The following is a 26,694-nucleotide window of genomic DNA, read 5'->3' as shown; positions in this document are numbered from 1 at the left end:
AACTGAATTTTCACTTTTCAACAGATGAAATAGTGATTATTTGAAGTGGATCGATAAATAACCGTGATGGGTGTGAGGGGATGGTGAGAGACATTGCCGGGTGGCGGCTTCGCCTTACCCGGCCTGGAAACGGCGTTCGGACTGTTCCCTCTCCCCGTTGGGGAGAGGGTTAGGATGAGGGGACTCAGGCCGTAACGGTTACGCTCTGGCCTTCAAAGCTCACGGTCTGCCCCGCGACAATCTTGCAGCGCTTGCGGGTTTCCACCACGCCGTCGACTTTTACCTGCCCGTCGGCGATGACGATTTTCGCCTGCGCACCGCTTTCGCTCCAGCCTTCCAGCTTGAGCAGATCGCACAACTCAACGTGCGGGTGTTTGCCTAATGAAAATGTGGCCATCTTACGCGTCCTCTACGTCGTGATATTCTTCGCATGCCTGCAGGGTATTCTGAATCAGCGTTGCGACGGTCATCGGGCCTACGCCGCCCGGTACTGGGGTAATGTAAGAGGCACGCGCGGCGGCATCTTCATACACCACGTCGCCGACCACTTTGCCGTTTTCCAGACGGTTAATCCCGACGTCTACGACAATCGCACCTTCTTTAATCCACTCGCCCGGAATAAAGCCCGGCTTACCGACCGCGACGATCAGCAGATCGGCGTTCTCAACGTGGTGGCGCAGGTTTTTGGTGAAGCGGTGGGTGACGGTGGTGGTGCAGCCGGCCAGCAGCAGCTCCATGCTCATCGGACGGCCCACGATGTTGGACGCGCCAATGACCACGGCGTTCAGGCCGTAAGTATCGATGTTATAACGCTCCAGCAGCGTCACAATACCGCGCGGCGTGCACGGACGCAGACGCGGCGCACGCTGGCACAGGCGGCCCACGTTGTACGGATGGAAACCGTCCACGTCTTTATCTGGTGCGATACGCTCCAGCACCTTCACGTTGTCGATACCGGCGGGCAGCGGCAGCTGAACCAGAATACCGTCGATCTCTTTATCGGCATTCAGAGTGTCAATAAGTTCCAGCAGTTCTGCTTCGCTGGTGGTTTCCGGCAAATCGTAAGAGCGGGAGACGAAGCCGACCTCTTCACACGCTTTGCGCTTGCTGCCGACATAAATTTGCGATGCCGGGTTACTGCCAACCAGCACAACGGCCAGCCCGGGGGCGCGTTTTCCGGCGGCTTTACGCGCCTTCACTTTTTCCGCGACCTCAGAGCGCACCTGCTGCGCAATCGTTTTACCGTCAATAATCTTTGCTGCCATCAGAGAGAAGATTCCGTCTGTAACGTTCGAAAAGGGGGGATGCGTGTATTTTGTCAGAAGCGAGCCTCGCTGTCAGTCACCCTTTGCGCGTTTTTATCAGCAAGCCGCAAAAACCCTTCTTAAGGGATGGTCAATTTCTTAGGCGGGATTAGGATGTGACCTGGCGAAATGGCAGCGTTTTGACATATTTAAAAATCGCCTCCTGAGCTACTTTGTCTCCTCCGAAATAAGCTTTCAATTCATCAATTGAACGTATTTCTTATTCCCGATTATTCGCGGGAAGGGTTATTTACATTTTAAAGGAATAGACATGAAACTCAGCAACATTGCTTCTACTGTTATTGCAACTTTGGCCCTGGTTGCGGGTGCCGCAAATGCAGCAGATCCTGCTGCCCCGGTTTCCGTAAATGGCGGTACCGTACATTTTAAAGGTGAGCTGGTTAATGCGGCTTGTTCAGTAAATACGGATTCTTCCGAGCAGACCGTTAATCTGGGTCAGTATCGCACCGCGAAATTCACCAAAGTGGGCGACACCACCTCTAATATTCCGTTCAACATTGAACTGAACGATTGCGATCCGCTGGTCGCCAAAACCGCAGCCGTTGCGTTCACCGGTCAGATCGACCCAACCGACAAAACCCTGCTGGCCGTCACCTCCGGCAGCAACGACAACACCGCGAAAGGCGTGGGTATCGAGATCCTCGACAGCAAATCCAGCGTTCTGACCCCAGACGGTGCGACCTTCTCTGCTGCGCAGACGCTGATCGAAGGGACAAACACCCTGAAGTTCACCGCGCGTTATAAATCAACGGCTGCGACTACCGAGCCAGGCCAGGCGAACGCTGACGCCACCTTCGTAATGAAATACGAATAATTCCTCCGCACAGGGATGTTCAGGCCTCAGGGACGAGGCCCGTCATACGCTATTGCCAGGAACGAAGGATGACAAGGACAGGAACACTACTGCTGTTAACCCTTGCGATGGCTTGCCCGGCATCGGCGCATACCGTGGTGATTGAAGGCGGCAAGGTTCATCTCCGGGGTGAACTGGTGAACGGCGGCTGCGCCGTGGCGCCCGACAGCCAGAATATGCGCATCGATATGGGGCAGTACCGAACCAACTCATTTTCCGGCGTGGGCAGTTTTTCCACGGTAAATGTGCCGTTCACCGTGCGGCTGCTGGACTGCAGCGTTGATGTTTCGCGCACCGTGGGGATCCAGTTTCAGGGCGTCACACCCGCAGAGGATCCGCAGGTCTTTCTGGCGACATCGCGGCCAGGTGAAACGCCTGTCAGCAGCGGCGTCGGGCTGGCGCTCTTTGACGAACAGCAACGTCAGATTATCCCGAATGCCACGGCCGTCAGCTGGCTGCCGATCGATACCCGCGAGCTGGCGTTCCATTTTAGCGCCCGCTATCGGGCTATTTCCGAACACCTCGAGCCAGGCAAAATTCAGTCGGATGTCTGGTTTACGTTGATTTATCCATAACACCTGCGAACACATTATTAAAGGTACGGTTGTGATGAATACCCTAATTAAACCAGGACTTTTTTTATCGTTTATTTTAATGATGGTTTCTGCATGCGCGAATGCATCCGGCGGTATTGCGCTGGGAGCCACCCGCGTTATTTATCCCGCAGAGGCGAAGCAAACGTCGCTGGCAATCACCAACAGCAATAAACAGGAACGCTATTTAATTAACGCGTGGATCGAAAATGCAAACGGGCAAAAAGAAAAAACGTTTGCCGTCACGCCGCCCCTGTTTGTTAGCGAGCCGGACAGTGAAAACACGCTGCGCATTATTTACGCCGGTCCTGCGCTGCCTGCCGACCGTGAATCGCTGTTTTACATGAACGTGAAAGCGATCCCGTCAGTGAACAAAGCCAAAACGGAAAACAATAACGTGCTGCAGCTGGCTATCCTCTCGCGCATCAAGCTGTTTGTGCGCCCGAACAACCTGGCGATGCAGCCGGAAGAGGCGCTTTCCCAGCTGCGGTTTGAGCGCGCCGGCAACCATCTCAAAGTCAGCAACGCGTCCCCGTATTACATCACCCTCGTCAATCTTAAGCTGGGCGGTCAGACGCTGGATAACCTGATGGTTGCGCCGAAAAGCGCGGCTCAGCAGGTGCTGCCAGCTGGTGCCAGCGGCACGCTCTCCTGGCAGAGCGTGAATGACTACGGTGCCATCACGCCGGCGCGTAGCGTCAACCTGTGAGCAGAGTCAGGGCGATGAAAAACCACCAGAGACGTTACTGCCCGGTTGCGCTGGCGCTGATGGCTGCGCTCTGGCCACAGGCTGGCTGGAGCGAAAGCTATTTCAACCCGGCCTTTTTGTCCGACGACACCGCCAGCGTGGCGGATTTGTCGCGTTTTGAACAAGGGCACCAGCAGGCACCCGGCGTTTATCGCGTGGATATCTGGCGTAACGATGAATTTATCGGAACTCAGGACGTGCGTTTTGAGCAGGCTGAGAACACGCCGCCGGTGGCGGGCGGGTTATCGCCGTGTATTACGCGGGCGATGCTCGACCGCTTTGGCGTCAACGTCGCGGCGTTTCCCGAGCTGGCTCAGGTCCAGGGCGAGACCTGCGTCCCGTTGACCACGGCCATTCCCGGCAGCGAAACGGTATTCAACTTTGCCTCACAGCGTTTGAACGTCAGCCTGCCGCAGGTGGCATTACAGAACAGCGCCCGGGGCTACATTCCGCCTGAACAGTGGGATGAGGGCATTCCCGCCGCGCTGCTGAACTACAGCTTCTCCGGCAACCGGGGAAGCGAAGACGACAGCTATTATCTCAACCTGCAGAGCGGGCTGAACTATGGCGCCTGGCGCTTGCGTAACAACGGCGCATGGCGATACACGCAGACCAACGGGCAGCGACACAGCGAGTGGCAGAATATTGGCACCTGGGCGCAGCGCACCGTGATCCCGCTGAAAAGCGAACTGGTCCTGGGCGACAGCAATACCGGCAATGACGTCTTCGACAGCATGGGGTTCCGCGGTGGACGGCTCTTCTCGTCTGACAGCATGTATCCGGACAGCCTGCAGGGCTACGCGCCCACCGTGCGCGGGATCGCCCGTACGCCCGCCAAAGTGGTGGTCCGTCAGAATGGCTACGTGATCTATCAAAGCTATGTGCAGCCGGGCGCCTTTGCGATTACCGATCTCAACCCCACCTCTTCAAGCGGTGACCTGGAAGTGACGGTAGAAGAGAAAGACGGCACCCAGCAGCGCTATACCGTGCCGTACTCTACCGTGCCGCTTCTGCAGCGCGAAGGGCGCTGGAAGTATGACCTCGTCGCGGGGGATTACCGCAGCGGTAACCGCGATCAGGACACGCCGTTCTTCACCCAGGGCACCCTGATTACCGGACTTGTCAACGGTTTTACGCTCTACGGCGGAACGCAGCTGGCCTCACGCTATACCGCGGTCGCCGTCGGGGCCGGAAAAAACCTGGGCGACTGGGGCGCGGTTTCGCTCGATATCACCCACGCCCGCAGCCAGCTCGCGGACGACAGCAAGCATGAAGGGCAGTCCCTGCGCTTCCTCTATGCGAAATCCCTTAACGGCTTCGGCACCAACTTCCAGCTGCTGGGCTACCGCTACTCCACAAAAGGATTTTACACCCTCGATGATGTGGCCTGGCGCTCAATGGAAGGCTATCAGTATGCCGACAGCCAGGATAATGACGGCGTGCCGGACGTGCAGAGTTATCACAACCTGACGTGGAATAAAAAAGGCCGCTTCCAGCTCAACGTATCTCAGTCTCTGGGGGACTACGGCTCGATCTATATCTCCGGCAGCGAGCAGACCTACTGGGGAACCGACGAGTCGAACCTCTGGTACCAGCTGGGCTACGCGGGGGGTGTGAAGGGGATCAACTACTCCGTTTCGTGGTCGTGGAACAAATCCGTCGGGATCGACGGCACCGACCGGATCGCGTCGTTTAACGTCTCCGTGCCGTTCAGTATCTTTACCCGCCAGGGCTATCGCCGGGACAGCGCGATTGACCGCGCCTATGCCACGGCTTCCGCCAGCCGGAACAGCGATGGCGACACGAGCTGGCAAACCGGCGTCAGCGGCACGCTGCTGGAGGACCGCAACCTGAACTACAGCGTGACCCAGGGACACACCAGCACCAACGGCGCAAGCGGAAGCGCCAGCGCCAACTGGCAGGCGACCTACGGTACGTTGGGCGTGGGCTACAACTACAGCGACGATCAGCACGATCTCAACTGGCAGCTCTCCGGTGGGGTCGTCGGCCATGCCGACGGCGTGACCTTCAGCCAGCCGCTGGGCGACACCAACGTGCTGATCAAAGCTCCGGGGGCATCCGGCGTCAGCGTCGAAAACCAGACCGGCGTGAGAACCGACTGGCGAGGCTACGCGGTAATGCCGTATGCCACCGTCTACCGCTATAACCGCGTGGCGCTGGATACCAACACCATGAGCAACAACACGGACATCGAAAACAACGTGAGCAGCGTGGTGCCGACCAAAGGCGCGCTGGTGCGCGCCAGCTTTGATACCCGCATTGGCGTGCGCGCCCTGCTGACGGTGATGCGCGGTAACCAGCCCGTGCCGTTCGGCGCGGTGGTCCGTGAGACCCGGAGCGGTGTCACCAGCATGGTGGGGGATGACGGGCAAATTTACCTGAGCGGGCTGCCGCTGGAAGGCGAACTGCTGATCCAGTGGGGCGACGGGGCGCAGTCCCAGTGTCGCGCGCCATACAGCTTGCCTGAAAAGAGCCTGCAACAGGCAATCACACTGAAGGGGATTCGCTGTGAATAAAACCCACATCTTTGCCTTGTCGCTTCTGGCGTTACTGCCTGCGACAAACGCATTCGCTACCGTGTGCGTCAATGAAAAGGGCGTGCCGACGGAGGTGCATTACGACCTCACGGATAAATTCAATAGCTCGAATAACCAGATTGGACAGGTCGTGACGCTTAGCGAGAAGTCGCAGTGGGTAGGGGTGAATGCCGTCTGCCCGAAGGGCACCGTCGGGAATACCACCAAGCGTAGCTATGTGACCGACTACCCGGTCACGGGAACGAGCGATGGCTATCAGTATCTGAAGCTTAACGACTATCTGGACGGGGCCATGAAAATCACGGACAGCTATGCTGGCGTGTTTTATCCGCCTAAAAACTATATCCAGATGGGGAGCCACCCTAACGTCTCGAAAAACAAACCGTTTGGCGTTCAGGACTCCAGCCTTGTCTTCCGCCTTAAGGTGACCCGGCGTTTTATTAACATGGTCGTGATCCCGCGCGCCACCATGTTCCGCGTTTACGTCACCACCACCTCCTCCGATCCGCTCACCACGCCGGTCTATACCATCAGCTACAGCGGTACCATCCAGGTGCCGCAAAGCTGCGCCATCAATGCCGGTAACGTGGTGGAGTTTGATTTCGGTGACATTGGCGCCTCCCTGTTCAGCAAGGCGGGTGTAGGTAACAAACCGGAGGGCGTCTCATCGCAAAGCAAAACCATTGCGATCAAATGCACCAACGTGGAGGCGAACGCCATGCTGACGATGCGCGTTGAGGCGGAAAAAGTCTCTGATAATGTGCTGGTGTCGGATAACCCGGACGTCGGGTTCATCATTGCCAACGAGAGCGGAGCGCCGCTGACGCCTAACAACCTGACAAGCAAAATTCCGTTCCGCCTCGACGATAGCGCGCAGGCACAGGTGGGGATCCGGGTCTGGCCGGTGAGCGTGACGGGCAATAAGCCAGCGGAAGGGCGTTTTACCTCGCGCGGGTATCTGCGTGTGGATTACGACTAAGGAGCCGATATGCGAAACGGGATCCGTTTTATCACCGTGGCGCTTTTTGCGCTTTGCACACAGGCTCAGGCGGACACCGCGCTGGGCGAAATTAACATTCGGCTCTACGGCAATATTGTCGATTTTACCTGCGTTGCCGAGGGGAGCGACAGCGACAAGACCGTTACGCTGGGCACCTGGCCCACGAAACAGCTCAGCACTACCGGGAGCCGCACGCAGCCCATGCCGTTTACGCTGAAGCTGACCGGCTGTCCGCCGGGTGCGGCGTCCATTACGTTTTCGGGCAAAGCCGACGGGAGCAATAACGGTTTGCTGGCGCTGAACGACGCCAGTACAGCGAGCCGTGTCGCGGTAGAGATCAGGGATGCGGATAAAACGCGTCTGGCTCTCCAGCAGGCCAGCCAGCCGGTCTCGGTTGATGCGCAGGGGAATGCAATATTGTCGTTTTATGCCAATTATATTGCCACTGCAGATAACCCTCAGCCCGGACGAGCCGATGCGGATGCCACCTTTATGATTAACTATAATTAGCACTGACCGCACTCCCTGCAGCTCAGATAAGCTGCAGGGAGTGAATTCAGGTTAAAGCAGCTCGTGCGCTTTGGCGTAATCAATTAATTCCACGATGCTTTGCACACCCAGCTTGGAATAAATATTGGATTTATGCGCGCTAATGGTTTTGTTGCTTAATAGTAGCTGTTCAGCAATTTCCTTATTGGATAATCCATTCGCCAGATACCGTAATACCGTGACCTCGCGATTCGATAATGGCATATCGACAGCCATCCCTTTCCCTGAACCCAAATGGTTTATAAAGTTCAGCGTTTCTGACGGGAAAAAGGAATAGCCCATCAGGATCATTTCTACGGCGTTGTAGATCTCACCCAAATCTTTACGTTTACTGACGAAGCCATTTGCCCCGGCGCGAATAGCGCGACCCGCGTAAAATAACTCTGATTTAGACGAGAGGAACAGAACCTTAATGTCTTTGTTTAAGTTTCTGATTCTCTTAAGTAAAGTGAAAGCATCCGTGCCCGTGAGTTCAATGTCAAGGATCACCAGATCGATAGGGTGATTACGGATACAGTCAAGAACTTCATGGCTATCGCCAGACTTGAGCTTGACTGTGATATTCTTATTTTTCTGTAGCAGGACTTCTATCGACATTCTGACGATAGGATGTTCGTCCATAATGATAACGGATGCCGGTTTCATTTTTAATGCCTCAGATTGTTAAAAGCGTTATGCAGAGTTTGGTAAAACTCTCGAAATGCCGGAAGGATATAATGTGCAGATCCCTATACCGTAGTATTTCCCTGGAAAGAGCGAAAGCATCCTTGTTTACGTAATGAAAAGAACTATGCCTCAGCGCGGTCATCTCATTTGGCTGGTGTTGGCAAAAAGGTTTTTCTTATTCAGATTTGGTACGCATCTTATTATACAGGGTAAGTTTTTTCCGAAAACCCTGTAAATTAATATCCGCTTATGGGTTTGTATTATCTTCTGGATCTGAATCGCTATTTTTTTAAATTTAGCGGAAATATCCTGTTATCTCATTTACCGCATATTTTCATCTTTAAGTAATAACAAAAAATAACACATATCTCTTTATGTTGATCAATTGTTAACAAAAATACGCATCATTCAGGGGGACAAACCCACGCTGATGAGGACAACAATTGCCCTCGCAGGCCGTCAGACCTTCATCTGAAAGCGCGCAGGTTGACCCGAAGGCCCACATCTCATGCACAGGAGAACATGCTATCCGCTTCGCTTTTTCCTCCTGAGCGTTCCCGCTAACCTGCTTGTTTTTACATCATTATCATCTTGTTAACGCTGTCTGCATTCACTTAACGGATGGAGGAAAGTGCTGCCGTTCGTTCAATTTGTGGCATTTCGCAAGGTTCGCGGCCATAAATTAGGAATAGTTATAATTTCGACTTTATTGTTAAAAATTAACATTTTTGAAACACGAATGGTAAGTAAATTCCTAAAGCGCTTTAGGAAATAAGGGGTTAGGAGGTGAGTGTAAACGTGCAGTCTGAGAGGTTATTAAGAAGGTGAAGTAATTCCTGCCGATGACTCAGCCCCAGTTTCACCAGGATGCAGCTGAGACGATAGATAATGCGGCTATAGGGACGATTCTGCATAAGGGCAATCTGACGTAACGTCTTGCCCCGGGAAAGTTCCTGCAGGATCGGCCATTCGTTGCGGGAGAACCAGTCTTTGTCGGAGCCCTGTGGGGGGCGGGTATCCAGCAGGCTGTGCTGGAGTGCCGCGGCGTTCAGCTGGCGTTCGAGTACATGAAAAGGACCTGCCGCTTTGCAGAAGAGGCGGGTGTCGTAATTATCGGCCCGGACTAACAGCCAGGGCGTAAGGAAAGGCGGAAACAGGCTGTGGCGTCTCAACTGATCCAGTTTCTCCAGAAGCCCCGTGGACCGGCTTTCAATATCCACGACCAGACGGGCAGAAGGCCACTGCATCTGCGCGACAAGGGCGTCATCCAGCGTGGCGTAGTCACAGCAGCTGCTCAGCGGGAACTGCCCGTTGAGAAAACCGGTGCGCAGATAGTGATCCTCCGTCACCAGAAGGATAAACGGGGCGTCTGTTTTGCGGGGCTGGCTGATGGACTGGCTCAAGAATTCGAGCCGGTCGAAAAAGGGGGGAGCAAAAGGTGAGCGCGTAAATCCCAGTGCATCACTTCCTGTACGCCGCCGCCGGTAACGGCGCACTGTCATTCGCATGGTCTCCCTCCTGGAAATGGCGTTTTAATCCTCCGGCCATGTCCAGGACGGCCAGTAATATCCCTGGCCAAAGTCTGCGCCTGCCTGCAGTGCCCAGGTACGATCGCGTTCAGTCTCAATACCTTCGATAAGCACTTTCCCGGCAAGCTGAAAGCAAAGGGAAACCAGTTGCCTCAGCGCAGGGGTATCGCGTAAACGCCAGAATGCTTCCTTATCTATTTTGATGCCGCTTAACGGGAGTCGACAGGATAAAAACAACTGCACTAAGACGTCATCGATGTCATCCAGCCAGATTGCGTGCCCCTGTCTGCTCAGCTGCTGCAGATTCTGAACCACAAGCTGCTTGCGCGCGACAGACAGCGCCAAAAAAGCCGCAGGGTCGACAAACTCAATATTGAGCGGCACGCAGGGGAGTCTGATAAGACGCTGAAAGGACGCAGGCTCTGTCAGGACGGTTATCGGCAGATTAATAAAAAGGTTATGACCGTGCGGCGTATTTTTTAACGTGGCAAGCTGCGCTTCAAGCAGCGTTATCGACCACTCAGCGGACCGATCGCAAAAAAAGTCCTCACTGTGCCGCGTGTCGGCCAGAACGCTAAGGACCTCGACGCCAACCTGGCGCAAGGAGGTAAGGGCGACGATGGGCTCAAGCTTAATGCCGACGATGTCCTGAGATATGTACTGTAACCGGGGGGGCGTATCGATCAGGTTTTGCGCTGTCACTCCATTGTCCTGTTGTCTGTCAGCCTCCAGGCGGCCGGGATACCTGACTCTAGTGTGACGAGCTGACGTACAGGAAAACAGCAGGCGTTACTTAAATGCAACTAAGCCTTTTCGCAGCGCTAAATTTTACGGTAAAACGGGGATAAATGTTGAGAAAATAGCCGTATTTACAATCGGCTAGCGGTAATTGCTCCTTAAAACGGAAAAGGCATTGACTCACCTGCCATTGACCGTATAATTCTTCGCGTTTCACCGCCGCGAAGTACACGCTTCTCAGTGCGCCCTTAGCTCAGTTGGATAGAGCAACGGCCTTCTAAGCCGTAGGTCGTAGGTTCGAATCCTACAGGGCGTGCCATTTCATTTCATAGAGTTACGCCTCACTCACATCCTCCTGATTTCCGTTGTGGGCCATATTTGGGACATCGACCCTAAAATTTATCGGTCATGAAGGACATTTATGTGGTATCTACTCGCGATTTCGCTTGCCGCACTTTCCCTTAATAAAAGCCTGGCTTACCTGCTGCTGGGATTAACGGCATTTCTCGGCTGGAAACAGAGCATTCTTGACGCCCCGGCGCTGCTGGTTATTGCATCAATCGTTATTGGCTGGTCTGTTGTTGAATGGCTACGTAATAAAGATGATAAATATACTTATCTGATTGAAGGCCTGTGCGTGGTCATCGCCGTTGCCCTGGTTATGCATGTGCTCCCGGGCTTCCATAATCCCAAAGTGCTGGATGCTGTCGTCGTTGGTCCGCAAAGCATACCGTTCAGTATGTACTTTAATATGGACAAGGCGGTGGTGCCGTTCTTTTTAATTACGTGCATGCCAACGCTATTCGTAGCAAAACCCCTCTATAAAATTGGCAAGGTCGGCTGGGGAATATTGGTACTTGCGGTACCCGCGCTGTTACTTCTGGCTGTGGCGTTGGGCGGACTGAGAATTGAGCCACATGCGCCAGAATGGTTCGCGCAATTTGCCCTTGCGAATATTTTCTTCGTCTCTTTGGCCGAGGAAGCCCTGTTCAGAGGCTATCTGCAGCAGCGCTTGTCCCGGATCGTTCACCCTGTCGTGGCGTTGTTGATTGCCTCAGTCATCTTTGGGCTGATGCATTATAGCGGCGGTTTACTACTGATTATTTTTGCCAGCCTCGCCGGCATTATTTACGGCCTGGCGTGGATGTGGAGCGGCAGGCTCTGGGTTGCAACGTTATTCCATTTTGGGCTGAATTGCGTGCATTTATTGTTTTTCACCTATCCTGTGTATGCCCCTCATGCGGCTATGTAATGCTTTTTAAATGAGTAGCCTAATAAATTTAGCTACCTCCGGATAACCATAAAAAGCCCCCGCAATGACGGGGCTTTTTTATATCTGCCGGGAGCGCGAATAACAGATTTACCTTCGCGCCATAATGAATAGAAGGCTAATGAATTTCGTTGTGGGCAGGCTTAAGGTTTTCTTAATCTAGAAATTATCTCGTATTAAAATTTGGATTTTTATCATTACAAAATCTGCTAAAAAGAAATTTTACACTTTTACGCGTAAACTGGATTGATACTAATTATCATTAGCGTTGTTGTATGCTTTAATCCTGTCCCACAAAGCTATGAGTGGTTACTCCCGTTGGTCTATTAAGGATATGTTCATGAATTCTCGCCTGCTGTCCTGCTTCTCGCTTGCCTTGTTGTCTTCATCTCTTTTCCTTTCCACACAATCGGTTGCCGCCGATAACAACGACGGTATCGTTGTTTATAACGCGCAGCATGAAAACCTGGTGAAGTCGTGGGTTGACGGTTTTACCAAAGAAACCGGGATTAAAGTGACTTTGCGTAATGGTGATGACAGCGAGCTGGGTAACCAGCTGGTTCAGGAAGGCAGCGCATCGCCGGCAGACGTATTCCTGACGGAAAACTCGCCATCCATGGTGCTGGTGGATAACGCCAACCTGTTTGCACCGCTGGATGCCGACACTCTGAAGCAGGTACCGGCAGAGTATCGTCCGGCGCACGGCCGCTGGATCGGCATTGCCGCCCGCAGCACCGTATTCGTCTATAACCCGGCGAAGCTGAGCGAACAGCAGTTGCCTAAGTCACTGATGGATCTGGCGAAACCCGAGTGGAAAGGCCGCTGGGCGGCATCTCCTTCAGGCGCGGATTTCCAGGCCATCGTGAGCGCGATGCTGGCCCTGAAAGGCGAAAAAGCCACCCTGGAATGGCTCAAGGCGATGAAAGCCAACTTCGTTGCCTATAAAGGTAACAGCACTGTGATGAAAGCGGTCAATGCTGGTCAGATTGATGGCGGGGTGATTTATCACTACTACCGCTTTGTCGATCAGTCCAAAACCGGTGAAAACAGCAAAAACACCCAGCTCTACTACTTCAAACACCAGGATCCGGGCGCGTTCGTAAGCCTTTCCGGCGGTGGCGTGCTGGCGTCCAGCAAACACAAAGCGCAGGCGCAGGCCTTCATCAAATACATTACCGGCAAAGAAGGTCAGGAAAGTCTGCGTACCAACAACGCCTTTGAATACGCCGTGGGTGTGAACGCAGCCTCCAACCCGAAACTGGTTCCGCTGAAAGATCTTGATGCGCCGAAAGTTGAACCTTCAACGCTCAACAGTAAGAAAGTTATCGAGCTGATGACGCAAGCCGGTCTGCTGTGATCCTGAGAGTGAAGTGAACGTCTTATGTCTGGTCTGAGTCTCGACATCGGAAAAAACAGAGTGCAGGAGCCTGCCCGCAGGCGTCCTGCACTGCCGATGGTTGCGTTAGCTGTCTTGTTTTCATTACTGGCGCTTCTGCCTTTGGGTTTTATCATTGCCATTGGCATTGAGACGGGCTGGGAAACGATAAAGGCGCTGGTGTTTCGCCCGCGTGTGGCTGAGCTGCTCAGCAACACGCTGTGGCTGACGGCCCTGGCGGTTCCGCTGTGTATCGTGACGGGCGTGGCGATAGCCTGGCTCACCGAGCGCACGCAGCTTGCCGGACGGGGAATTTGGTCTGCACTGGCGGTCGCCCCGCTGGCGATCCCCGCGTTTGTGCAAAGCTATGCCTGGGTGAGCGTTGTTCCGTCCATGCACGGGCTCTCCGCGGGCGTGTTTCTCTCCGTTCTGGCCTACTATCCCTTTATCTACATGCCGGTTGCGGCGGTGCTGCGCCGCCTTGACCCGACGCTCGAAGATGTGGCCGCATCGCTCGGCACCCCGCCGTGGCGGGTCTTTTTCCGCGTGGTTCTGCCCCAGCTCAAGCTGGCTATCTGCGGCGGCGCGCTGCTGGTGGCGCTGCATCTGCTGGCGGAATATGGCCTGTACGTGATGATCCGCTTTGATACCTTCACCACGGCAATTTATGACCAGTTTCAGTCTACCTTCAGCGGCCCGGCGGCAAACATGCTGGCGGGCGTGCTGGCGTTATGCTGCCTGGCTATCTTAGTGCTGGAAGGCGTGACGCGTGGAAAGGCACGCTACGCGCGCATTGGCGCCGGTGCCGCGCGCGAACAGAAACGCTGGCCGCTGAGGCCTGCGGCTGCCGTGCTGGGGCAGCTGTTTTTCATCGTGCTGATCGTGCTGGCGCTGGGCGTGCCGTTGGTTGTCCTGTGTCGCTGGATTTGGCTCGGCGGTGTGGAAAACTGGATGAGCGCCGATCTCTGGCACTCGCTGCGCCAGACGCTGATGCTCGGCGTGGGCGGCGCGCTGCTGACGACGACGTGCGTGATCCCCATCGCGTGGCTCGGTATCCGCTATCCGCACCGTATCTTCCGGATGCTGGAAGGGTGCATCTATATCACCAGTTCGCTGCCGGGCATTGTCACGGCGCTGGCCCTGGTCACCGTCACCATTCACTACGCCCGTCCCATTTACCAGACGGAAATAACCCTGTTCCTTGCCTATCTGCTGATGTTTATGCCCCGTGCGCTCATCAATCTGCGGGCGGGAATTGCGCAGGCACCGGTTGAGCTGGAAAACGTGGCGCGCAGCCTTGGCAGCACGCCCGCGAAGGCGCTCTGGAGCGTCACGATGCGGCTGGCCGCGCCGGGTGCGGCGGCGGGAGCCGCGCTGGTTTTCCTCGGCGTCAGCAACGAGTTGACCGCCACGCTGTTGCTCTCTCCCCTGGGCACGCGCACGCTCTCCACCGGATTCTGGGCGCTGACCAGCGAGATTGATTATGTGGCAGCGGCACCTTACGCGATGCTGATGATCCTGATTTCCCTCCCGCTGACCGCCATTCTCTATATGCAGTCGAAGAAAATTGCAGGGCTATGACATGCTTGAATTAACCGCCATTTCTAAATCGTTTGCTGATGTGCAGGTGCTCGACAGCTTAAACCTGAGCGTTGCGCCGGGGAGCAGAACGGCCATTGTCGGGCCGTCGGGGTCGGGTAAAACCACGCTGCTGCGTATTCTTGCCGGGTTTGAGACGCCCGACACCGGACGTATTGTCATGCAGGGAAGAACGCTGTTTGATGAAAACCGTTTTGTCCCAGCCCACCAGCGCGGGATCGGTTTTGTGCCGCAGGAGGGCGCACTGTTCCCCCACCTCAACGTGGCAGACAACATTGCCTGGGGGCTGGACGGGACCCGCCACGAGAAGCGCCAGCGCGTTGAGGCGCTGATGGAGATGGTCTCGCTGGACAGGCAGCTCGCAACACACTGGCCCCACGAGATTTCCGGCGGACAGCAGCAGCGTGTGGCGCTTGCTCGTGCGCTGGCCCAGCGTCCTTCACTGATGCTGCTGGATGAGCCGTTCTCGGCGCTGGATACCGGCCTGCGCGCGATGACGCGTAAGGCAACGGCCGATCTGCTGGCCGAAGCGGGCGTGGCCTCGATTCTGGTCACCCACGACCAGAACGAAGCGTTGTCTTTTGCCACGCAGGTTGCCGTCATGCGTTCCGGACGTTTCACGCAGGTCGGGACGCCTTATGAGGTTTATACCCGTCCCGTTGACGAAGAGACGGCACTGTTTCTTGGTGATGCGCTAATCTTGCCTGCGCAGCTCACCGCGGGCTACGCCCTGTGCGCCCTGGGTGAGGTGCCCACGGACAACGCGCAGGCGACAGGGCAGGGCAGAGTGATGCTGCGCCCGGAGCAGCTGAGCGTGACGGCATGCGCCTCACATGAAAGCCCAATCTCCATTCTTGATGTGGATTTTACCGGCCACCTGTCGACGCTCACCCTCGAGCTCGCCGGGCAGCACGAGCCCGTGACCCTGAAGACCGTCAGCCAGCCAGGATGGAACCCGGGCACGGCGGTACGCATTGATATTGCTGGCGCCGCGCGTGTATTCGACTATTCTTAATATTCGTTAGTAATTTCATGCAACGGGTTGTTATAAAACAATTTTCCCGAAAGAATGGCATTTCCTGAGATTCTCTACCATGCTCATAAAACCTCACCATAATGCGTGAGGTTTTTCGTGGTTGCTGATTAATCTCAAGGAAAAAGGTTATGAAAAAGACGACTGCTATTTTGTTGGGAACGGCGTTACTGTTTACGACCAATGCTTTTGCTGCCCAACTGCTGACTAAAAATGAGTTCAAGAAAGTCGAGTCTCAGTATAAAAAAATCGGTACGGTAAGCACTTCAAATGAAGTATCGGTTGATGATGCAAAAAAAGAACTGATTGAGAAAGCCGATAAGAAAGGCGCGGATGTTCTGGTGCTCACCTCAGGGAACACCAACAATAAAATTCACGGTACGGCCAATATCTACAAGAAAAAATAACGTCATTGCAGCCACCCCGTGTTCGGGGTGGTTGTTCGCTCCCCCTGGTTAACTATCCTGACGAGTTCATCGGCCTGAACTGGACGACAGAAATAGTAGCCCTGTAAGAAATCACACTCATTAAGCCGTAAATAATCCGCCTGATGTTGGGTTTCGACACCTTCAGCGATGATCCGCAGATGCATCTTTTTTGCAAGTTCAATCAGACTCTCCATGAGCCGGAGATCGCCATGCACTCCGATCTGGCTGACAAACAGCCTGTCAATTTTGATGTACTCAGGATCCAGGGCGTGGATGTAGGCAAGATTTGAATACCCCGTTCCAAAATCGTCCAGCGCAATAGAAATAGGGGAGCGCCGTAATGCTGCAAACCACTCGCTTAATTGCGGCGTGACATGCAGCGGGTGCTTTTCGGTAATCTCAATTATCAGCTGCACGTGGCGGGTAGCAAGCTTTTGTAAAAGCGCCACGGTATCCGATTCAAAACGAGGATCGAGACAGTTCGAGGGACTCAGGTTGAGACTGATGTAAAGTCCCTCAGGAAAAAGATGGATCCGGTGCTGGAGATCGTTAATAACCTGCAGGATTAGATGATGTGTCAGCATAGCAATGAGGTTGTGCTTCTCCGCAAGGGGAATGAAGGTGTCCGGCGCGACGTTACCGTAAAGCGGGTGCTTCCATCTGGCGAGCACTTCAATACCTGCCATCAGCCCCGTCTGGCTGTCGTAGAAGGGCTGATAAACCGGCACGATTTGGTGCTGAGCAATGGCGTCAATTAGCGTTCTTGCCGTTACGTGATAAAAATACGGCGTCAGCAGGGATCGGATGCCTGAGAGCAATGTCGGGTGGCGTTTTATCGTTGTCATTCTCGTGTGTTCTTTAACGTACGGTAGCCCCGGAGGCTACCGTACGGCGGTCATCAGAATTTGACCCAGTCATCCTGGTCGTGGCTCGTGGGACGTTTTATCGCAACAACGGTGGTGCTGCTCGCGTTGTTTGGTCGGCGTTTTTCAGTGCGGGCGGCACTTTCCTTTGATACGCGGAAAATCGATACCACTTTTTCCAGCTGTACGGCCTGATCCTCCAGCGAGCTGGCCGCAGCCGAAGACTCTTCCACCAGGGCGGCGTTCTGCTGGGTAGTGGTATCCATTTCAGCCATCGCCTGTGCAATCTGGGAAATACCGCGGCTCTGTTCTTCGGTAGCGGCAGCAATTTCATTCATGATGTCGCGTACCTGCGCGACAGATGTTTCGATTTTCGTCATCGCATCGCCGGCGCTTTCAACCAGACTAAATCCGGTGTCAACGTGCAACACGGACTCGTTAATCAGGTTTTCAATCTCCTTCGCCGACTGCGCGCTACGTTGGGCAAGCGTACGGACTTCCGCGGCGACCACGGCGAAACCTTTGCCCTGATCGCCCGCGCGGGCAGCTTCAACGGCGGCGTTCAGTGCCAGAATGTTGGTCTGGAAGGCAATGCTGTTAATCACGGTGGTAATCTCTGAAATACGGTGCGAGCTGCTGCGCACGTTTTTCATGGTATCGATCACCTGCAGTGAAATCTGGCTGCCTTCGGTGGCGTTTTGCGCGGCTTCGTCGGCTAACTGTCTGGCGTGAGAGGCGTTCTCCGCGTTCAACGCAACGGTAGAGGTCAACTCTTCCATGCTGGCAGCGGTTTCGACAACGGCTGCAGACTGCTGCTCGGTTCGCGCCGACAGATCCATATTGCCAGCCGCAATTTCAGTTGAGGAACGAGCAACGCTCTCCACGCCATCGCGGACATCATTAATGATGTTCTTAAGATTGACGTTCATGGTGGCGACAGCCTGCATCAACAGTCCGGGCTCATCGCGGCGCGTACTGGTCAGCGTACTGGTCAGGTCGCCGCTGGCGATCTGTTCTGCTACGCGCAGGGTCTCATTCAGCGGCCGGGTGATAGAAAGAGTAATACCCATTGCCATAAGGATACCGAGCGCGATCCCAATGGCAGCAACGACGGCCATTTGTATCTGTACGCTATCAACCGTATCGGCAACTTTTTTCTGCTGTAAATTAAACAGCGTCTGGATGGCCTGCGTCAGCATCATCGCCTTTCCGGTAAGGGTATCGGACAGGGTGGTCTGCAGCGTCCAGACGAGCTTATAATTCGGTAGCGCTTCGGCTACGTTATTCATCGTGTCGAGGCCAGACTGCAGCCACTTTTTTTGGTCTTCAGACGCAACGGTGAGCAACTGCCCTGTGTAAGACCTCGCTGTCTCCAGACGCGTCAGGAGCCCCTTGCTTAGCGCATCCGTAGGGTGCTGCTTATACAGGGTGACCTGCGAATCAATGTCGCTCATAATAAACGCGATCTGAGCGGCGATAAGCGAATGCTGGAGATCAAGGGTACCGCTTTGGCTTAGTTGTGACGCCCGTTCCGAGTTATCGCACAGCCCCTGGGTGTCCAGTTTTTGTTCGCTGAGTTTCTTTTCAGAAAGCGATTGGGTAAACGGGACCAGCGTGGCTACGTAGCTCGTTACCGCATTCGCCGTATCGTCGAGCGCTTTTTTCCCCTCCGGCGACCAGCTGAGCGTTTTCATTTCAGACACAATACTCTGCATGCGCTGGGTACCCGCATTGGTCTGGTCGAGATACTTTTGATCAAGCGTATATTGAAAATTGGTTCGCCCCAGGCGGACCTGTGACAGCGCGTTAAACAGGTCGGTTGTATGTCCGTTCTTTTCAACTTTATCCTGAATACTATTCAGGCCAAACAGCCCGGAACCCAGAATAATAATCGTCACGAGCAGGACGGTAAAAAAGCCAAAGAATAACTTCTTACTCACTTTTAAATCGGTAAAGCGGTTAATTATGCTCATATTGAATTCCAGCGTCAGCGAAAGCTAACTTACAGTGCTTTAAAATCATTAACGTAAAAATTGTTTTGAAAATAAGAGAAAAAAAAGCCCCTCGCACGCCAGTGCTCAGGGCAAACACCTGAATTGACATCACTCACTCAGGGTATCTGTCTTCTCCTCTTTTTTAACGGAATGAGTCGGGAGTTCACTCATTCTGTAATAAACGGGGATTACATCCGGGTTATTAATGATGTAACCGCGCCCTTTAATGTTGTGAATAAAGTCGTCGTTAAGGCCTAAAAGCTTCAATTTATTCTTGAGATTGTGCAGAACCTGCCATAATCGCTGTGTGGAAGGACTCAGGTTGTGTGCCTCCCAGATTTCTTCAAACAGTTCTTCTTTTGAAATAGGCTCTTTTCGGCCATTTATCATCAAATAAAGAAAAAGTCGCAGCATCGTTTCATTGAAATAGATTGACGAGAAAGCGATGCTGTTATCAGTAAGGCTACCAGTGAGTCGGTACAGCCTTCGATTGGCAATATCGAAATGAATGTCATCACCGATCATAAATCCGTATAGACGATAACCCATAACTAAAACCCATATAAATGAAGACGAACACGCATCACTACATATAAGCGCTGAGATAATCCATACCGTTTGTAGGGTGGATTATATGGCTGCTATCGATACTTTCCAATACACATCCCTGTGCGCTATAAGAAACCGGTTCAACATCACTCGCTCATGGTTTATTAGTCGATTTAAGTCATACATAAAGGATAAAACTCCAGTATTTCTTATTTATCTTTGTTGTTGTTCTAAATTTCTGTGATTGAACGGTGACTCAACATTAAACCGTGAATTTCAAGAAAATTTCAGTTTTTCACTCTGAATGTTCCGCACGACCTGAAGCCTCATGAAGGGGCATCTGGTGAAGGTCAGGTTAGGATTTTTCAATAAAAAAGAGGAGTGAAGTTAAATGATTTATACTGATTAAGCGGAGGTCGCAGCAGGGGGAAAAAAGGATGTGAAAGCGAGATTTGTTTATAAGCGATTGATAAATATTAATTAAAATCTTAATCAGACAAAGTCAACGGACGCGAAAACATAACAATGATGAATGCATTTTACTTTTGTCTTCTGGTCGCAGGCGCGCCATGAAGCCCGTTTTCCTGATCAATCACGTGGTGCTTTTCGAGCCGGACAAGCGTCAGCTTTGTCAACGGGGTAGTTACCCCGAACGCGCTGTTGTTTTGCATGGTCCCGTTAGTGAGTGTCTGCAACAGCTGCTTGAACACAACGGTGAGGTGCTGTCGCAGCGTTATCTCTTTGCTGCTGTCTGGGAAAAGCAAGGTGCGGTCGTCACGACTAATGCCCTTTATCAGACTATCGCGTCTATCCGTAAAGCGCTAAAGACGGCGGGGCTGACAGAAAATATCGTGCAGACTATTCCAAAAGAGGGGTTTAAGTCGGTTGCGCATATTCAGACGGGGTCACTCGACGATTTTATTACGCCCGCAGTCTTAGAGACTGTCTCGACGTTGCCCGAGGCACAGCGCACATCTCCACCTTCGGTTAATCACGGGCTTCATTTTTTCCGTGGTAAAATGGTGTGGGGCCTGGCCGGATTATTATTTATTGCTTCTTGCCTGGCTCTTATCCATGAAATTAACGCTCAGGGCACCGGACTTGAAGACTATCTTTCCATTGGCAACGTTAACGGCTGTGAAGTCTATTCGTCCTGGCATGATAAAACGAAAAGTGAGCGTATTTTTGCTGCCCTGGAAAAACGTTATCCCATTCACTGTCCTCCTGGGGGGACGGCTCTGATGACGCTAAATCATTTTCAGAATGGTATTTCAGTGCTCGTGTGCGACAGGCTACCCGACGTCGCCGGTGCGCGCTGTGATTCGATTATGTATCTGGAGCAATATCATGAAAATAGATAGCCAGACTGTGCGCTGGGGGATCGTTATCCTGGCTATTGCTGCGCCTATACTTTATGCCGCCCGGCTTCATTATCAGCGAAATAATTTTACCTGCGAGAGTCATTTAACGATAGTCGAGGGCGATTCGACGGTCGATTCTCTCATGTCTTTTTCATTTCAACATGGTTCAGGCGTCTACGACTCAACCGGTGAATATAGTCCGCCAGGACAGCCCACCGTTACCATCAGCAACAAGATTAACTTCAAATATTGGTATGAAGAAGGAAGGGTCATATTGGTTTCCGACGAAACGAATGCCTTGCCCAAAAAAGACGAACCCTTTCGCCATTATATTCCCGATTTTTTCTATTATCGCGACCGCGGTATCAGCCTTGGCATTGTTCAGGTGAACGCCTCCGGCTATCTGTTTAGCTTCGGAAATTCCCCTGCGTTTTACTGTTCGAAAAGCTGAAAGAGAATGCCTCCTTCTTCTTGATCCTTTTTCTCGCTTGAAGTTTACGCATGCTAATACTTGAATCATCAAAGATAATGCGTATAGTTCTCATTTGCATTGCTATCAATACATTCTAAGGCCCGACAACGGGTCATTTTTGCGCGCACTTTCAAATGAGTTAACGATGAACAACACCAACATACACAAAACGCTGCTGGCGCTCGCCGTTGGCGCGGTAACACATTCCGCCTTCGCAGCGGACTATCAAAAAGAAGATACTCTCGTCGTGCAGGCTAAGCCTGCCAGCGAGTTCAAACCCGGTGGCGATCGGCTGGTACCGGCCTTCCTCGACGGACAGGTGGCAAACGGCGGACGGATGGGGATGCTGGGCCAGCAGAACGCCATGGACGTACCGTTCAACATCATCAGCTACACCTCAAAGCTGGTGGAAGATCAGCAGGCGAAAACCATTGCTGACGTAGTCGCCAACGATGCGGGCGTGCAGTTCGTCCAGGGTTTCGGCAACAGCGCGGAAACCTACCGTATCCGTGGTCTGAAGTTCGACGGTGACGACATGACCTTTGGCGGTCTGTCCGGCGTGCTGCCGCGGCAGGTGGTGGATACGCAGATGGTTGAGCGCATTGAGATCTTCAAAGGGGCAAACGCCCTGATGAACGGCGCGGCGAGCTCCGGCGTGGGCGGGATGATCAACCTTGAGCCAAAACACGCGGGTGAACTCCCGCAGGCGAAAGTGGGCGTCGACTACACCTCAGATTCTCAAATTGGCACCACGCTGGATGCGGGCCGTCGCTACGGCGACAACGACCAGTTTGGCGCGCGGGTGAACCTGGTGCACCGCGAAGGGGAAACCGGCATACCGAACGATCGCCGCCGCACCACGCTGCTCTCTACCGGCCTGGATTACAACGGTGACCGCTTCCGCACCTCGCTTGATCTGGGCTATCAGAAGAAAACCTTCCACGGCAGCCCAACCAGCGTCAACATATCGGCGGTGGATTTCGTGCCCGAGCCGCCGAAAAACGATCGCAACTTCTCGCAGAAGTGGGCCTACAGCAATATCGAAAACGAGTTCGGGATGTGGCGCAGCGAGTACGACATCACCGACGGCTGGACCGCCTATACCGGGCTTGGCGCGCAGCACGCGCACGAGGAAGGGATCTACAGCGCGCCGAAGCTGGTGGATAAAAGCGGTAAGGCAACGGTCAGCCGCCTTGATACCAACCGCATCAGCGATTCCGTCAGCGGCATGGCGGGCATTCGCGGTAACTTTGATACCGGTTTTATCTCGCACAAGGTCAACGTTGGCTATTCGGCGATGACCAAAAACGAAAAAATCGCGTGGAAAATGTCGGCGACGAAGGATAACCCGACGACCAACATCTACCACAACACCGGGGTCGATATGCCGGACAGCAGCAACTTCAACGGATCTGGCGGAAAGTACAGCGACCCGCTGACCAGCGGACGCACCCGTACCCAGGGCTGGCTGTTGAGCGATACCCTGGGCGTGCTGGACGACAAACTGCTGTTCACCGCTGGCGCACGCCACCAGAAAGTGGTCATTCGCGGGTATAACAAAATTACCGGTGCGGAAAACGCGGCAGACGGCTTCGACGGCAGCCGCTGGATGCCAACCTACGGCGTGGTCTACAAGCCGTGGGAGGAAATCTCCCTCTATGCTAACCATACCGAAGCGCTGCAGCCGGGCAAAACCGCGCCTAATACCGCCACCAACTACGGCCAGAGCACCGGTATCGTTCACTCTAAGCAGAACGAAGTGGGCGTAAAGGCGGACTTTGGCCGCGTAGGCGGATCGCTTGCGCTGTTTGAAATCAAGATGCCGTCGGCGATCCTAGATGACAGCGGCCACTATGGCCTGGACGCTGAACAGCGTAACCGCGGCGTGGAACTGAACATTTTCGGCGAACCCATGCTCGGGATGCGCCTCAACGCCAGCGCCACCTGGCTGCAGGCCGAGCTGACCAAAACCAAAAATGGTGTCAATCAGGGTAACGATGCGATCGGTATTCCGAACTTTTACGCCGTATTGGGTGCAGAGTATGACATCAAGCCGATTGATGGCCTGACGGCGACCGCCCGCGTCAACCACTCCGGTGCACAGTACGCTGACCTGGCAAACACCAAAAAGCTGGACAGCTACACCACGCTGGATCTGGGGATGCGCTATCGCTTCGCGGTGAACCACAATGCAAACCAGATGACGGTGCGCGCGGGCATCGACAACGTGACCAATGAAAACTACTGGGCCAGCGTGGACGATTCCGGTACCTACATCACGCAGGGCGAACCGCGTACCTTTAAGATCGCGGTTGGCTACGAATTCTAAGCGTTCCATCTCGTTATCCGGGGCAGGGATGCCCCAATCCCTTGCTACCTCCAGCATGAAGTGTTAAAACGTGCCCCTTCTAAAAAAGAGACAGGGGTAGGACGTGAAAGACGCGTCATCCGCTTCAGGCCATGGTAGCGCCGAAGCTTCGTCGGATCAGAATCCGACGCTGCAACGTGGTTTGCAAAATCGACATATTCAGTTAATTGCCCTTGGCGGCGCAATCGGTACCGGGCTCTTTCTCGGCATCGGCCCCGCTATTCAGATGGCGGGCCCGGCGGTGCTGCTGGGTTACGGTATCGCCGGGATTATTGCCTTCCTGATCATGCGCCAGCTTGGCGAGATGGTTGTCGAAGAGCCAGTTTCAGGCTCCTTCGCGCACTTTGCTTATAAATACTGGGGCCCGTTTGCCGGCTTCCTGTCCGGCTGGAACTACTGGGTGATGTTCGTGCTGGTGGGGATGGCGGAGCTGACCGCCGCAGGCATCTATATGCAGTACTGGCTGCCGGATGTCCCGACGTGGATCTGGGCGGCTGCCTTCTTCATCATTATTAACGCCGTTAACCTCGTCAACGTCCGCCTGTATGGTGAAACCGAGTTCTGGTTTGCGCTGATCAAGGTGCTGGCGATTATCGGCATGATCGGCTTTGGCCTGTGGCTGCTGTTCTCAGGCCACGGCGGCGAGCGCGCCACGATCGACAACCTGTGGCAGCACGGCGGCTTCCTCGCCACCGGCTGGAAAGGGCTGATCCTCTCCCTGGCGGTGATCATGTTCTCCTTCGGCGGACTGGAGCTGATTGGCATTACCGCCGCCGAAGCGCGCGACCCGCATAAAAGCATTCCAAAAGCGGTTAACCAGGTGGTGTACCGTATCCTGCTGTTCTATATCGGCTCGCTGGTGGTCTTGTTGGCGCTCTATCCGTGGGTGGAAGTGAAATCCGACAGCAGCCCGTTCGTGATGATTTTCCACGATCTGAACAGCAACGTGGTCGCCTCTGCGCTGAACTTCGTCATTCTGGTGGCGTCGCTGTCGGTCTATAACAGCGGCGTTTACTCCAACAGCCGTATGCTGTTTGGCCTCTCCGTTCAGGGCAACGCACCGCGCTTCTTAACCCGCGTCAGCCGTCGCGGCGTGCCGGTGAACTCCTTGTTACTGTCAGGTGCCATCACGTCGCTGGTGGTGCTGATCAACTACCTGCTGCCGAAAGAGGCCTTTGGCCTGCTGATGGCGCTGGTAGTCGCTACGCTGTTGCTGAACTGGATCATGATCTGCCTGGCGCACCTGCGATTCCGCGCCGCGATGCGCCGCAAGGGGCGCGAAACGCAGTTCAAAGCGCTGCTTTACCCGGCGGGGAACTACCTCTGTATCGCTTTCCTGGGGCTGATTCTGGTACTGATGTGCACCATGGATGAGATGCGCCTCTCGGCGATGCTGCTGCCGGTGTGGGTGGTGTTCCTGTTTATTGCTTTTAAGCTCTCGCGCAAAAAGTAGCGCGGTTTTCTCCCTCTCCCTGTGGGAGAGGGCCGGGGTGAGGGCACCAGACCGCACCTGCCTTTTCGCCCGGTGGCGCTGCGCTTACCGGGCCTACAAAAAGATTATCTGGCGACAACACCCGATAGGGCGCGAATATCATTCCCGGTGGGTGACTGGTGAATACGCAGACCAAATTCATCCACCACCGCGAAAATATGGTCGAAGATGTCGGCCTGAATCTCCTCATATTCTGCCCAGACCACGGTATTGGTGAAGGCATATATTTCAATCGGCAAGCCATTCGCGTCAGGCGCTAGCTGGCGCACCATCAGCGTCATATCTTTACGAATACGCGGGTGGTTGCGCAGATATTCGTTCAGGTAGGCGCGGAAGGTGCCGATATTGGTCATCTTGCGCAGGTTTAATACCGATTCCCCTTCACCGTTCTGCTGATTCCACAGGTTAATTTCCTCATGACGTGCGGCCAGATAAGGCTTCAGCAGTTTCGCCTGAATGAGCTTCTGCTGTTCCTGCTCGTCGAGGAAATGAATACTGGTGGTATCAATGTTCAGGCTGCGCTTAATGCGTCGCCCGCCGGAGGCCGACATGCCGCTCCAGTTGATAAAGGCATCGGAGACCAGCGCCCACGTCGGAATGGTCGTAATCGTATTATCGAAATTGCGCACTTTCACGGTGGTCAGGCCGATGTCCGTCACCGTACCGTTGGCACCGTATTTCGGCATCTCCAGCCAGTCGCCAAGCTTGAGCATGTCGTTGGCAGAAAGCTGAATACCCGCTACAAGTCCGAGTATCGGGTCTTTAAACACCAGCATCAGGACGGCGGCCATGGCACCCAGACCGCTGATCAGAATCGCCGGGGACTGGCCAATCAGCAGGGAGATAATCAGTATCCCCACCAGGATGGCGCTCACCAGCTTGATGCCCTGGAAGATCCCTTTCAGCGGCAACTGTGACGCGGTAGCCATTTTCTGCGACAGATTGAAAATCACATCCAGCAGTGAGAAGAAGGAGAGCAGGGCATACACCATCACCCACAGCTTCGCGCAGGTGGTGAGTATTTCCGCTGCTTCGCTGCCCTTTTGCAGCCACAGTACCGCCTGGACGTTGACAATTATCCCCTGCAGGGTAAAGGCCAGACGGTGAAATAATTTATTCTGGGTGATGATCTGCAGCCATAAATGGCTGCTGGCCTGCGCGCGCTTTTCGAATGCGCGAAGTACCCCTTTGTGCAGAATAAAATGAACGATGATGGCGGTAAGAAAAATAATACCAAAGATAATCACTAAAGAGGTGGTGTGATTAATTTCAATGCCTAACTCTTCAACCTGAGCAATCAATTCCTGCATAACGTCTCCTGTATTTTTGCA

24 protein-coding genes and 1 tRNA gene are annotated in these 26,694 nt (G+C 54.0%); 16 read left to right on the top strand and 9 right to left on the bottom strand.

Translation table 11 applies throughout. The annotated features are described in order from the left end of the window. Positions 1-184: 184 nt before the first annotated feature. Together ybcJ and folD are read right to left on the bottom strand one after the other, a co-directional pair. A complete protein-coding gene (gene ybcJ, locus ACMWJS_RS12160; RefSeq protein ID WP_028012224.1) occupies positions 185-397 on the bottom strand; it encodes a ribosome-associated protein YbcJ in 213 nt (70 codons plus the stop codon). 1 nt (position 398) lies between these two features. Further along, positions 399-1,265, bottom strand: coding sequence for a bifunctional methylenetetrahydrofolate dehydrogenase/methenyltetrahydrofolate cyclohydrolase FolD (gene folD / locus ACMWJS_RS12155; protein ID WP_008499332.1), 867 nt, complete (start codon positions 1,263-1,265; stop codon positions 399-401). A gap of 310 nt (positions 1,266-1,575) precedes the next feature. Between folD and fimA the strand changes: the two genes are divergently transcribed. The 6 genes from fimA to sfmF all read left to right on the top strand — a co-directional run bounded on the left by fimA (position 1,576) and on the right by sfmF (position 7,587). Then, a complete protein-coding gene (fimA, locus tag ACMWJS_RS12150; RefSeq protein WP_008499333.1) occupies positions 1,576-2,139 on the top strand; it encodes a type 1 fimbrial major subunit FimA in 564 nt (187 codons plus the stop codon). Between the two features lie 68 nt (positions 2,140-2,207). Next, entirely contained in the window at positions 2,208-2,753 is a 546-nt protein-coding gene (gene fimI, locus ACMWJS_RS12145; protein ID WP_023310642.1) for a type 1 fimbrial protein subunit FimI, read from the top strand. 34 nt (positions 2,754-2,787) lie between these two features. After that, positions 2,788-3,480, top strand: a complete 693-nt coding sequence (gene fimC / locus ACMWJS_RS12140; RefSeq protein ID WP_048030144.1) for a type 1 fimbria chaperone FimC — start codon at positions 2,788-2,790, stop codon at positions 3,478-3,480. A 14-nt stretch (positions 3,481-3,494) separates the two neighbouring features. Then, a complete protein-coding gene (locus tag ACMWJS_RS12135; RefSeq protein WP_414747123.1) occupies positions 3,495-6,056 on the top strand; it encodes a fimbrial biogenesis usher protein in 2,562 nt (853 codons plus the stop codon). Continuing rightward, complete coding sequence (gene fimH / locus ACMWJS_RS12130; RefSeq protein WP_045909723.1) at positions 6,049-7,056, top strand: type 1 fimbria D-mannose specific adhesin FimH; 1,008 nt, start codon at positions 6,049-6,051, stop codon at positions 7,054-7,056. The genes ACMWJS_RS12135 and fimH overlap by 8 nt, the downstream gene beginning before the upstream one ends. A gap of 9 nt (positions 7,057-7,065) precedes the next feature. Further along, positions 7,066-7,587 (top strand): fimbria assembly protein, encoded by a 522-nt coding sequence (gene sfmF / locus ACMWJS_RS12125; protein ID WP_414747122.1) that lies wholly within the window; start codon positions 7,066-7,068, stop codon positions 7,585-7,587. Positions 7,588-7,638: 51 nt separating this feature from the next. On the opposite strand, the gene fimZ is transcribed toward sfmF, so the two are convergent. From fimZ to ACMWJS_RS12110, 3 genes are all read right to left on the bottom strand, one after another. After that, positions 7,639-8,271 carry a fimbria biosynthesis transcriptional regulator FimZ gene (gene fimZ / locus ACMWJS_RS12120; RefSeq protein WP_414747121.1) on the bottom strand — a complete coding sequence of 211 codons (633 nt, stop codon included), beginning with the start codon at positions 8,269-8,271 and terminating at the stop codon, positions 7,639-7,641. Between the two features lie 800 nt (positions 8,272-9,071). After that, complete coding sequence (locus tag ACMWJS_RS12115) at positions 9,072-9,800, bottom strand: helix-turn-helix transcriptional regulator (protein WP_167214569.1); 729 nt, start codon at positions 9,798-9,800, stop codon at positions 9,072-9,074. A gap of 24 nt (positions 9,801-9,824) precedes the next feature. Then, positions 9,825-10,523 (bottom strand): EAL domain-containing protein, encoded by a 699-nt coding sequence (locus ACMWJS_RS12110; protein ID WP_414747120.1) that lies wholly within the window; start codon positions 10,521-10,523, stop codon positions 9,825-9,827. 278 nt (positions 10,524-10,801) lie between these two features. Between ACMWJS_RS12110 and ACMWJS_RS12105 the strand changes: the two genes are divergently transcribed. From ACMWJS_RS12105 to yahO, 6 genes are all read left to right on the top strand, one after another. Beyond that, positions 10,802-10,878, top strand: a tRNA-Arg gene (locus ACMWJS_RS12105). Between the two features lie 102 nt (positions 10,879-10,980). Further along, complete coding sequence (locus ACMWJS_RS12100; RefSeq protein WP_262790226.1) at positions 10,981-11,811, top strand: CPBP family intramembrane glutamic endopeptidase; 831 nt, start codon at positions 10,981-10,983, stop codon at positions 11,809-11,811. A 358-nt stretch (positions 11,812-12,169) separates the two neighbouring features. After that, entirely contained in the window at positions 12,170-13,186 is a 1,017-nt protein-coding gene (locus tag ACMWJS_RS12095; RefSeq protein WP_048026887.1) for an iron ABC transporter substrate-binding protein, read from the top strand. Between the two features lie 24 nt (positions 13,187-13,210). Beyond that, positions 13,211-14,785: an ABC transporter permease gene (locus ACMWJS_RS12090; RefSeq protein ID WP_167214578.1), complete on the top strand. Its 1,575-nt coding sequence runs from the start codon at positions 13,211-13,213 to the stop codon at positions 14,783-14,785. A 1-nt stretch (position 14,786) separates the two neighbouring features. Continuing rightward, entirely contained in the window at positions 14,787-15,818 is a 1,032-nt protein-coding gene (locus tag ACMWJS_RS12085) for an ABC transporter ATP-binding protein (RefSeq protein ID WP_414747119.1), read from the top strand. A 149-nt stretch (positions 15,819-15,967) separates the two neighbouring features. Then, on the top strand, positions 15,968-16,243 hold the full coding sequence (gene yahO, locus ACMWJS_RS12080; RefSeq protein WP_048225977.1) for a DUF1471 family periplasmic protein YahO: 276 nt from the start codon (positions 15,968-15,970) through the stop codon (positions 16,241-16,243). A 2-nt stretch (positions 16,244-16,245) separates the two neighbouring features. Here the strand turns inward: yahO and ACMWJS_RS12075 are convergent, their stop codons facing one another. From ACMWJS_RS12075 to ACMWJS_RS12065, 3 genes are all read right to left on the bottom strand, one after another. Then, positions 16,246-17,109 (bottom strand): EAL domain-containing protein, encoded by an 864-nt coding sequence (locus ACMWJS_RS12075; protein ID WP_414747118.1) that lies wholly within the window; start codon positions 17,107-17,109, stop codon positions 16,246-16,248. A 53-nt stretch (positions 17,110-17,162) separates the two neighbouring features. After that, positions 17,163-19,100, bottom strand: coding sequence for a methyl-accepting chemotaxis protein (locus ACMWJS_RS12070; protein ID WP_414747117.1), 1,938 nt, complete (start codon positions 19,098-19,100; stop codon positions 17,163-17,165). Positions 19,101-19,229: 129 nt separating this feature from the next. Then, entirely contained in the window at positions 19,230-19,670 is a 441-nt protein-coding gene (locus ACMWJS_RS12065; RefSeq protein WP_414747116.1) for a winged helix-turn-helix domain-containing protein, read from the bottom strand. A gap of 569 nt (positions 19,671-20,239) precedes the next feature. On the opposite strand from ACMWJS_RS12065, the gene ACMWJS_RS12060 reads away from it, so the two are divergent. From ACMWJS_RS12060 to pheP, 4 genes are all read left to right on the top strand, one after another. Further along, positions 20,240-21,031 (top strand): winged helix-turn-helix domain-containing protein, encoded by a 792-nt coding sequence (locus tag ACMWJS_RS12060; RefSeq protein WP_414747115.1) that lies wholly within the window; start codon positions 20,240-20,242, stop codon positions 21,029-21,031. Then, on the top strand, positions 21,018-21,482 hold the full coding sequence (locus ACMWJS_RS12055) for a hypothetical protein (protein ID WP_048026892.1): 465 nt from the start codon (positions 21,018-21,020) through the stop codon (positions 21,480-21,482). Before ACMWJS_RS12060 ends, ACMWJS_RS12055 begins: the two co-directional genes overlap by 14 nt. Before the next feature lie 166 nt (positions 21,483-21,648). Then, positions 21,649-23,832 (top strand): TonB-dependent receptor, encoded by a 2,184-nt coding sequence (locus ACMWJS_RS12050; protein ID WP_414747114.1) that lies wholly within the window; start codon positions 21,649-21,651, stop codon positions 23,830-23,832. A 103-nt stretch (positions 23,833-23,935) separates the two neighbouring features. Next, on the top strand, positions 23,936-25,324 hold the full coding sequence (pheP, locus tag ACMWJS_RS12045; protein WP_045909674.1) for a phenylalanine transporter: 1,389 nt from the start codon (positions 23,936-23,938) through the stop codon (positions 25,322-25,324). A gap of 104 nt (positions 25,325-25,428) precedes the next feature. Here pheP and ACMWJS_RS12040 read toward each other — a convergent pair whose 3' ends face one another. Next, a complete protein-coding gene (locus ACMWJS_RS12040) occupies positions 25,429-26,673 on the bottom strand; it encodes a mechanosensitive ion channel family protein (RefSeq protein WP_048225987.1) in 1,245 nt (414 codons plus the stop codon). Positions 26,674-26,694: the final 21 nt, after the last annotated feature.

This window comes from Enterobacter sp. HK-058-C-ECC (genome assembly GCF_047531125.1).
Lineage (GTDB): Bacteria > Pseudomonadota > Gammaproteobacteria > Enterobacterales > Enterobacteriaceae > Enterobacter > Enterobacter quasiroggenkampii.
This window is presented reverse-complemented; position numbering and strand designations above follow the sequence as displayed.

Coding starts and splice junctions, on each gene's coding strand:
- ybcJ (WP_028012224.1), bottom strand. CDS start 397: ATGGCCACATTTTCATTAGGCAAACACCCGCACGTTGAGTTGTGCGAT.
- folD (WP_008499332.1), bottom strand. CDS start 1,265: ATGGCAGCAAAGATTATTGACGGTAAAACGATTGCGCAGCAGGTGCGC.
- fimA (WP_008499333.1), top strand. CDS start 1,576: ATGAAACTCAGCAACATTGCTTCTACTGTTATTGCAACTTTGGCCCTG.
- fimI (WP_023310642.1), top strand. CDS start 2,208: ATGACAAGGACAGGAACACTACTGCTGTTAACCCTTGCGATGGCTTGC.
- fimC (WP_048030144.1), top strand. CDS start 2,788: ATGAATACCCTAATTAAACCAGGACTTTTTTTATCGTTTATTTTAATG.
- ACMWJS_RS12135 (WP_414747123.1), top strand. CDS start 3,495: ATGAAAAACCACCAGAGACGTTACTGCCCGGTTGCGCTGGCGCTGATG.
- sfmF (WP_414747122.1), top strand. CDS start 7,066: ATGCGAAACGGGATCCGTTTTATCACCGTGGCGCTTTTTGCGCTTTGC.
- fimZ (WP_414747121.1), bottom strand. CDS start 8,271: ATGAAACCGGCATCCGTTATCATTATGGACGAACATCCTATCGTCAGA.
- ACMWJS_RS12115 (WP_167214569.1), bottom strand. CDS start 9,800: ATGCGAATGACAGTGCGCCGTTACCGGCGGCGGCGTACAGGAAGTGAT.
- ACMWJS_RS12100 (WP_262790226.1), top strand. CDS start 10,981: ATGTGGTATCTACTCGCGATTTCGCTTGCCGCACTTTCCCTTAATAAA.
- ACMWJS_RS12095 (WP_048026887.1), top strand. CDS start 12,170: ATGAATTCTCGCCTGCTGTCCTGCTTCTCGCTTGCCTTGTTGTCTTCA.
- ACMWJS_RS12090 (WP_167214578.1), top strand. CDS start 13,211: ATGTCTGGTCTGAGTCTCGACATCGGAAAAAACAGAGTGCAGGAGCCT.
- ACMWJS_RS12085 (WP_414747119.1), top strand. CDS start 14,787: ATGCTTGAATTAACCGCCATTTCTAAATCGTTTGCTGATGTGCAGGTG.
- yahO (WP_048225977.1), top strand. CDS start 15,968: ATGAAAAAGACGACTGCTATTTTGTTGGGAACGGCGTTACTGTTTACG.
- ACMWJS_RS12075 (WP_414747118.1), bottom strand. CDS start 17,109: ATGACAACGATAAAACGCCACCCGACATTGCTCTCAGGCATCCGATCC.
- ACMWJS_RS12070 (WP_414747117.1), bottom strand. CDS start 19,100: ATGAGCATAATTAACCGCTTTACCGATTTAAAAGTGAGTAAGAAGTTA.
- ACMWJS_RS12065 (WP_414747116.1), bottom strand. CDS start 19,670: ATGGGTTATCGTCTATACGGATTTATGATCGGTGATGACATTCATTTC.
- ACMWJS_RS12060 (WP_414747115.1), top strand. CDS start 20,240: ATGAAGCCCGTTTTCCTGATCAATCACGTGGTGCTTTTCGAGCCGGAC.
- ACMWJS_RS12055 (WP_048026892.1), top strand. CDS start 21,018: ATGAAAATAGATAGCCAGACTGTGCGCTGGGGGATCGTTATCCTGGCT.
- ACMWJS_RS12050 (WP_414747114.1), top strand. CDS start 21,649: ATGAACAACACCAACATACACAAAACGCTGCTGGCGCTCGCCGTTGGC.
- ACMWJS_RS12040 (WP_048225987.1), bottom strand. CDS start 26,673: ATGCAGGAATTGATTGCTCAGGTTGAAGAGTTAGGCATTGAAATTAAT.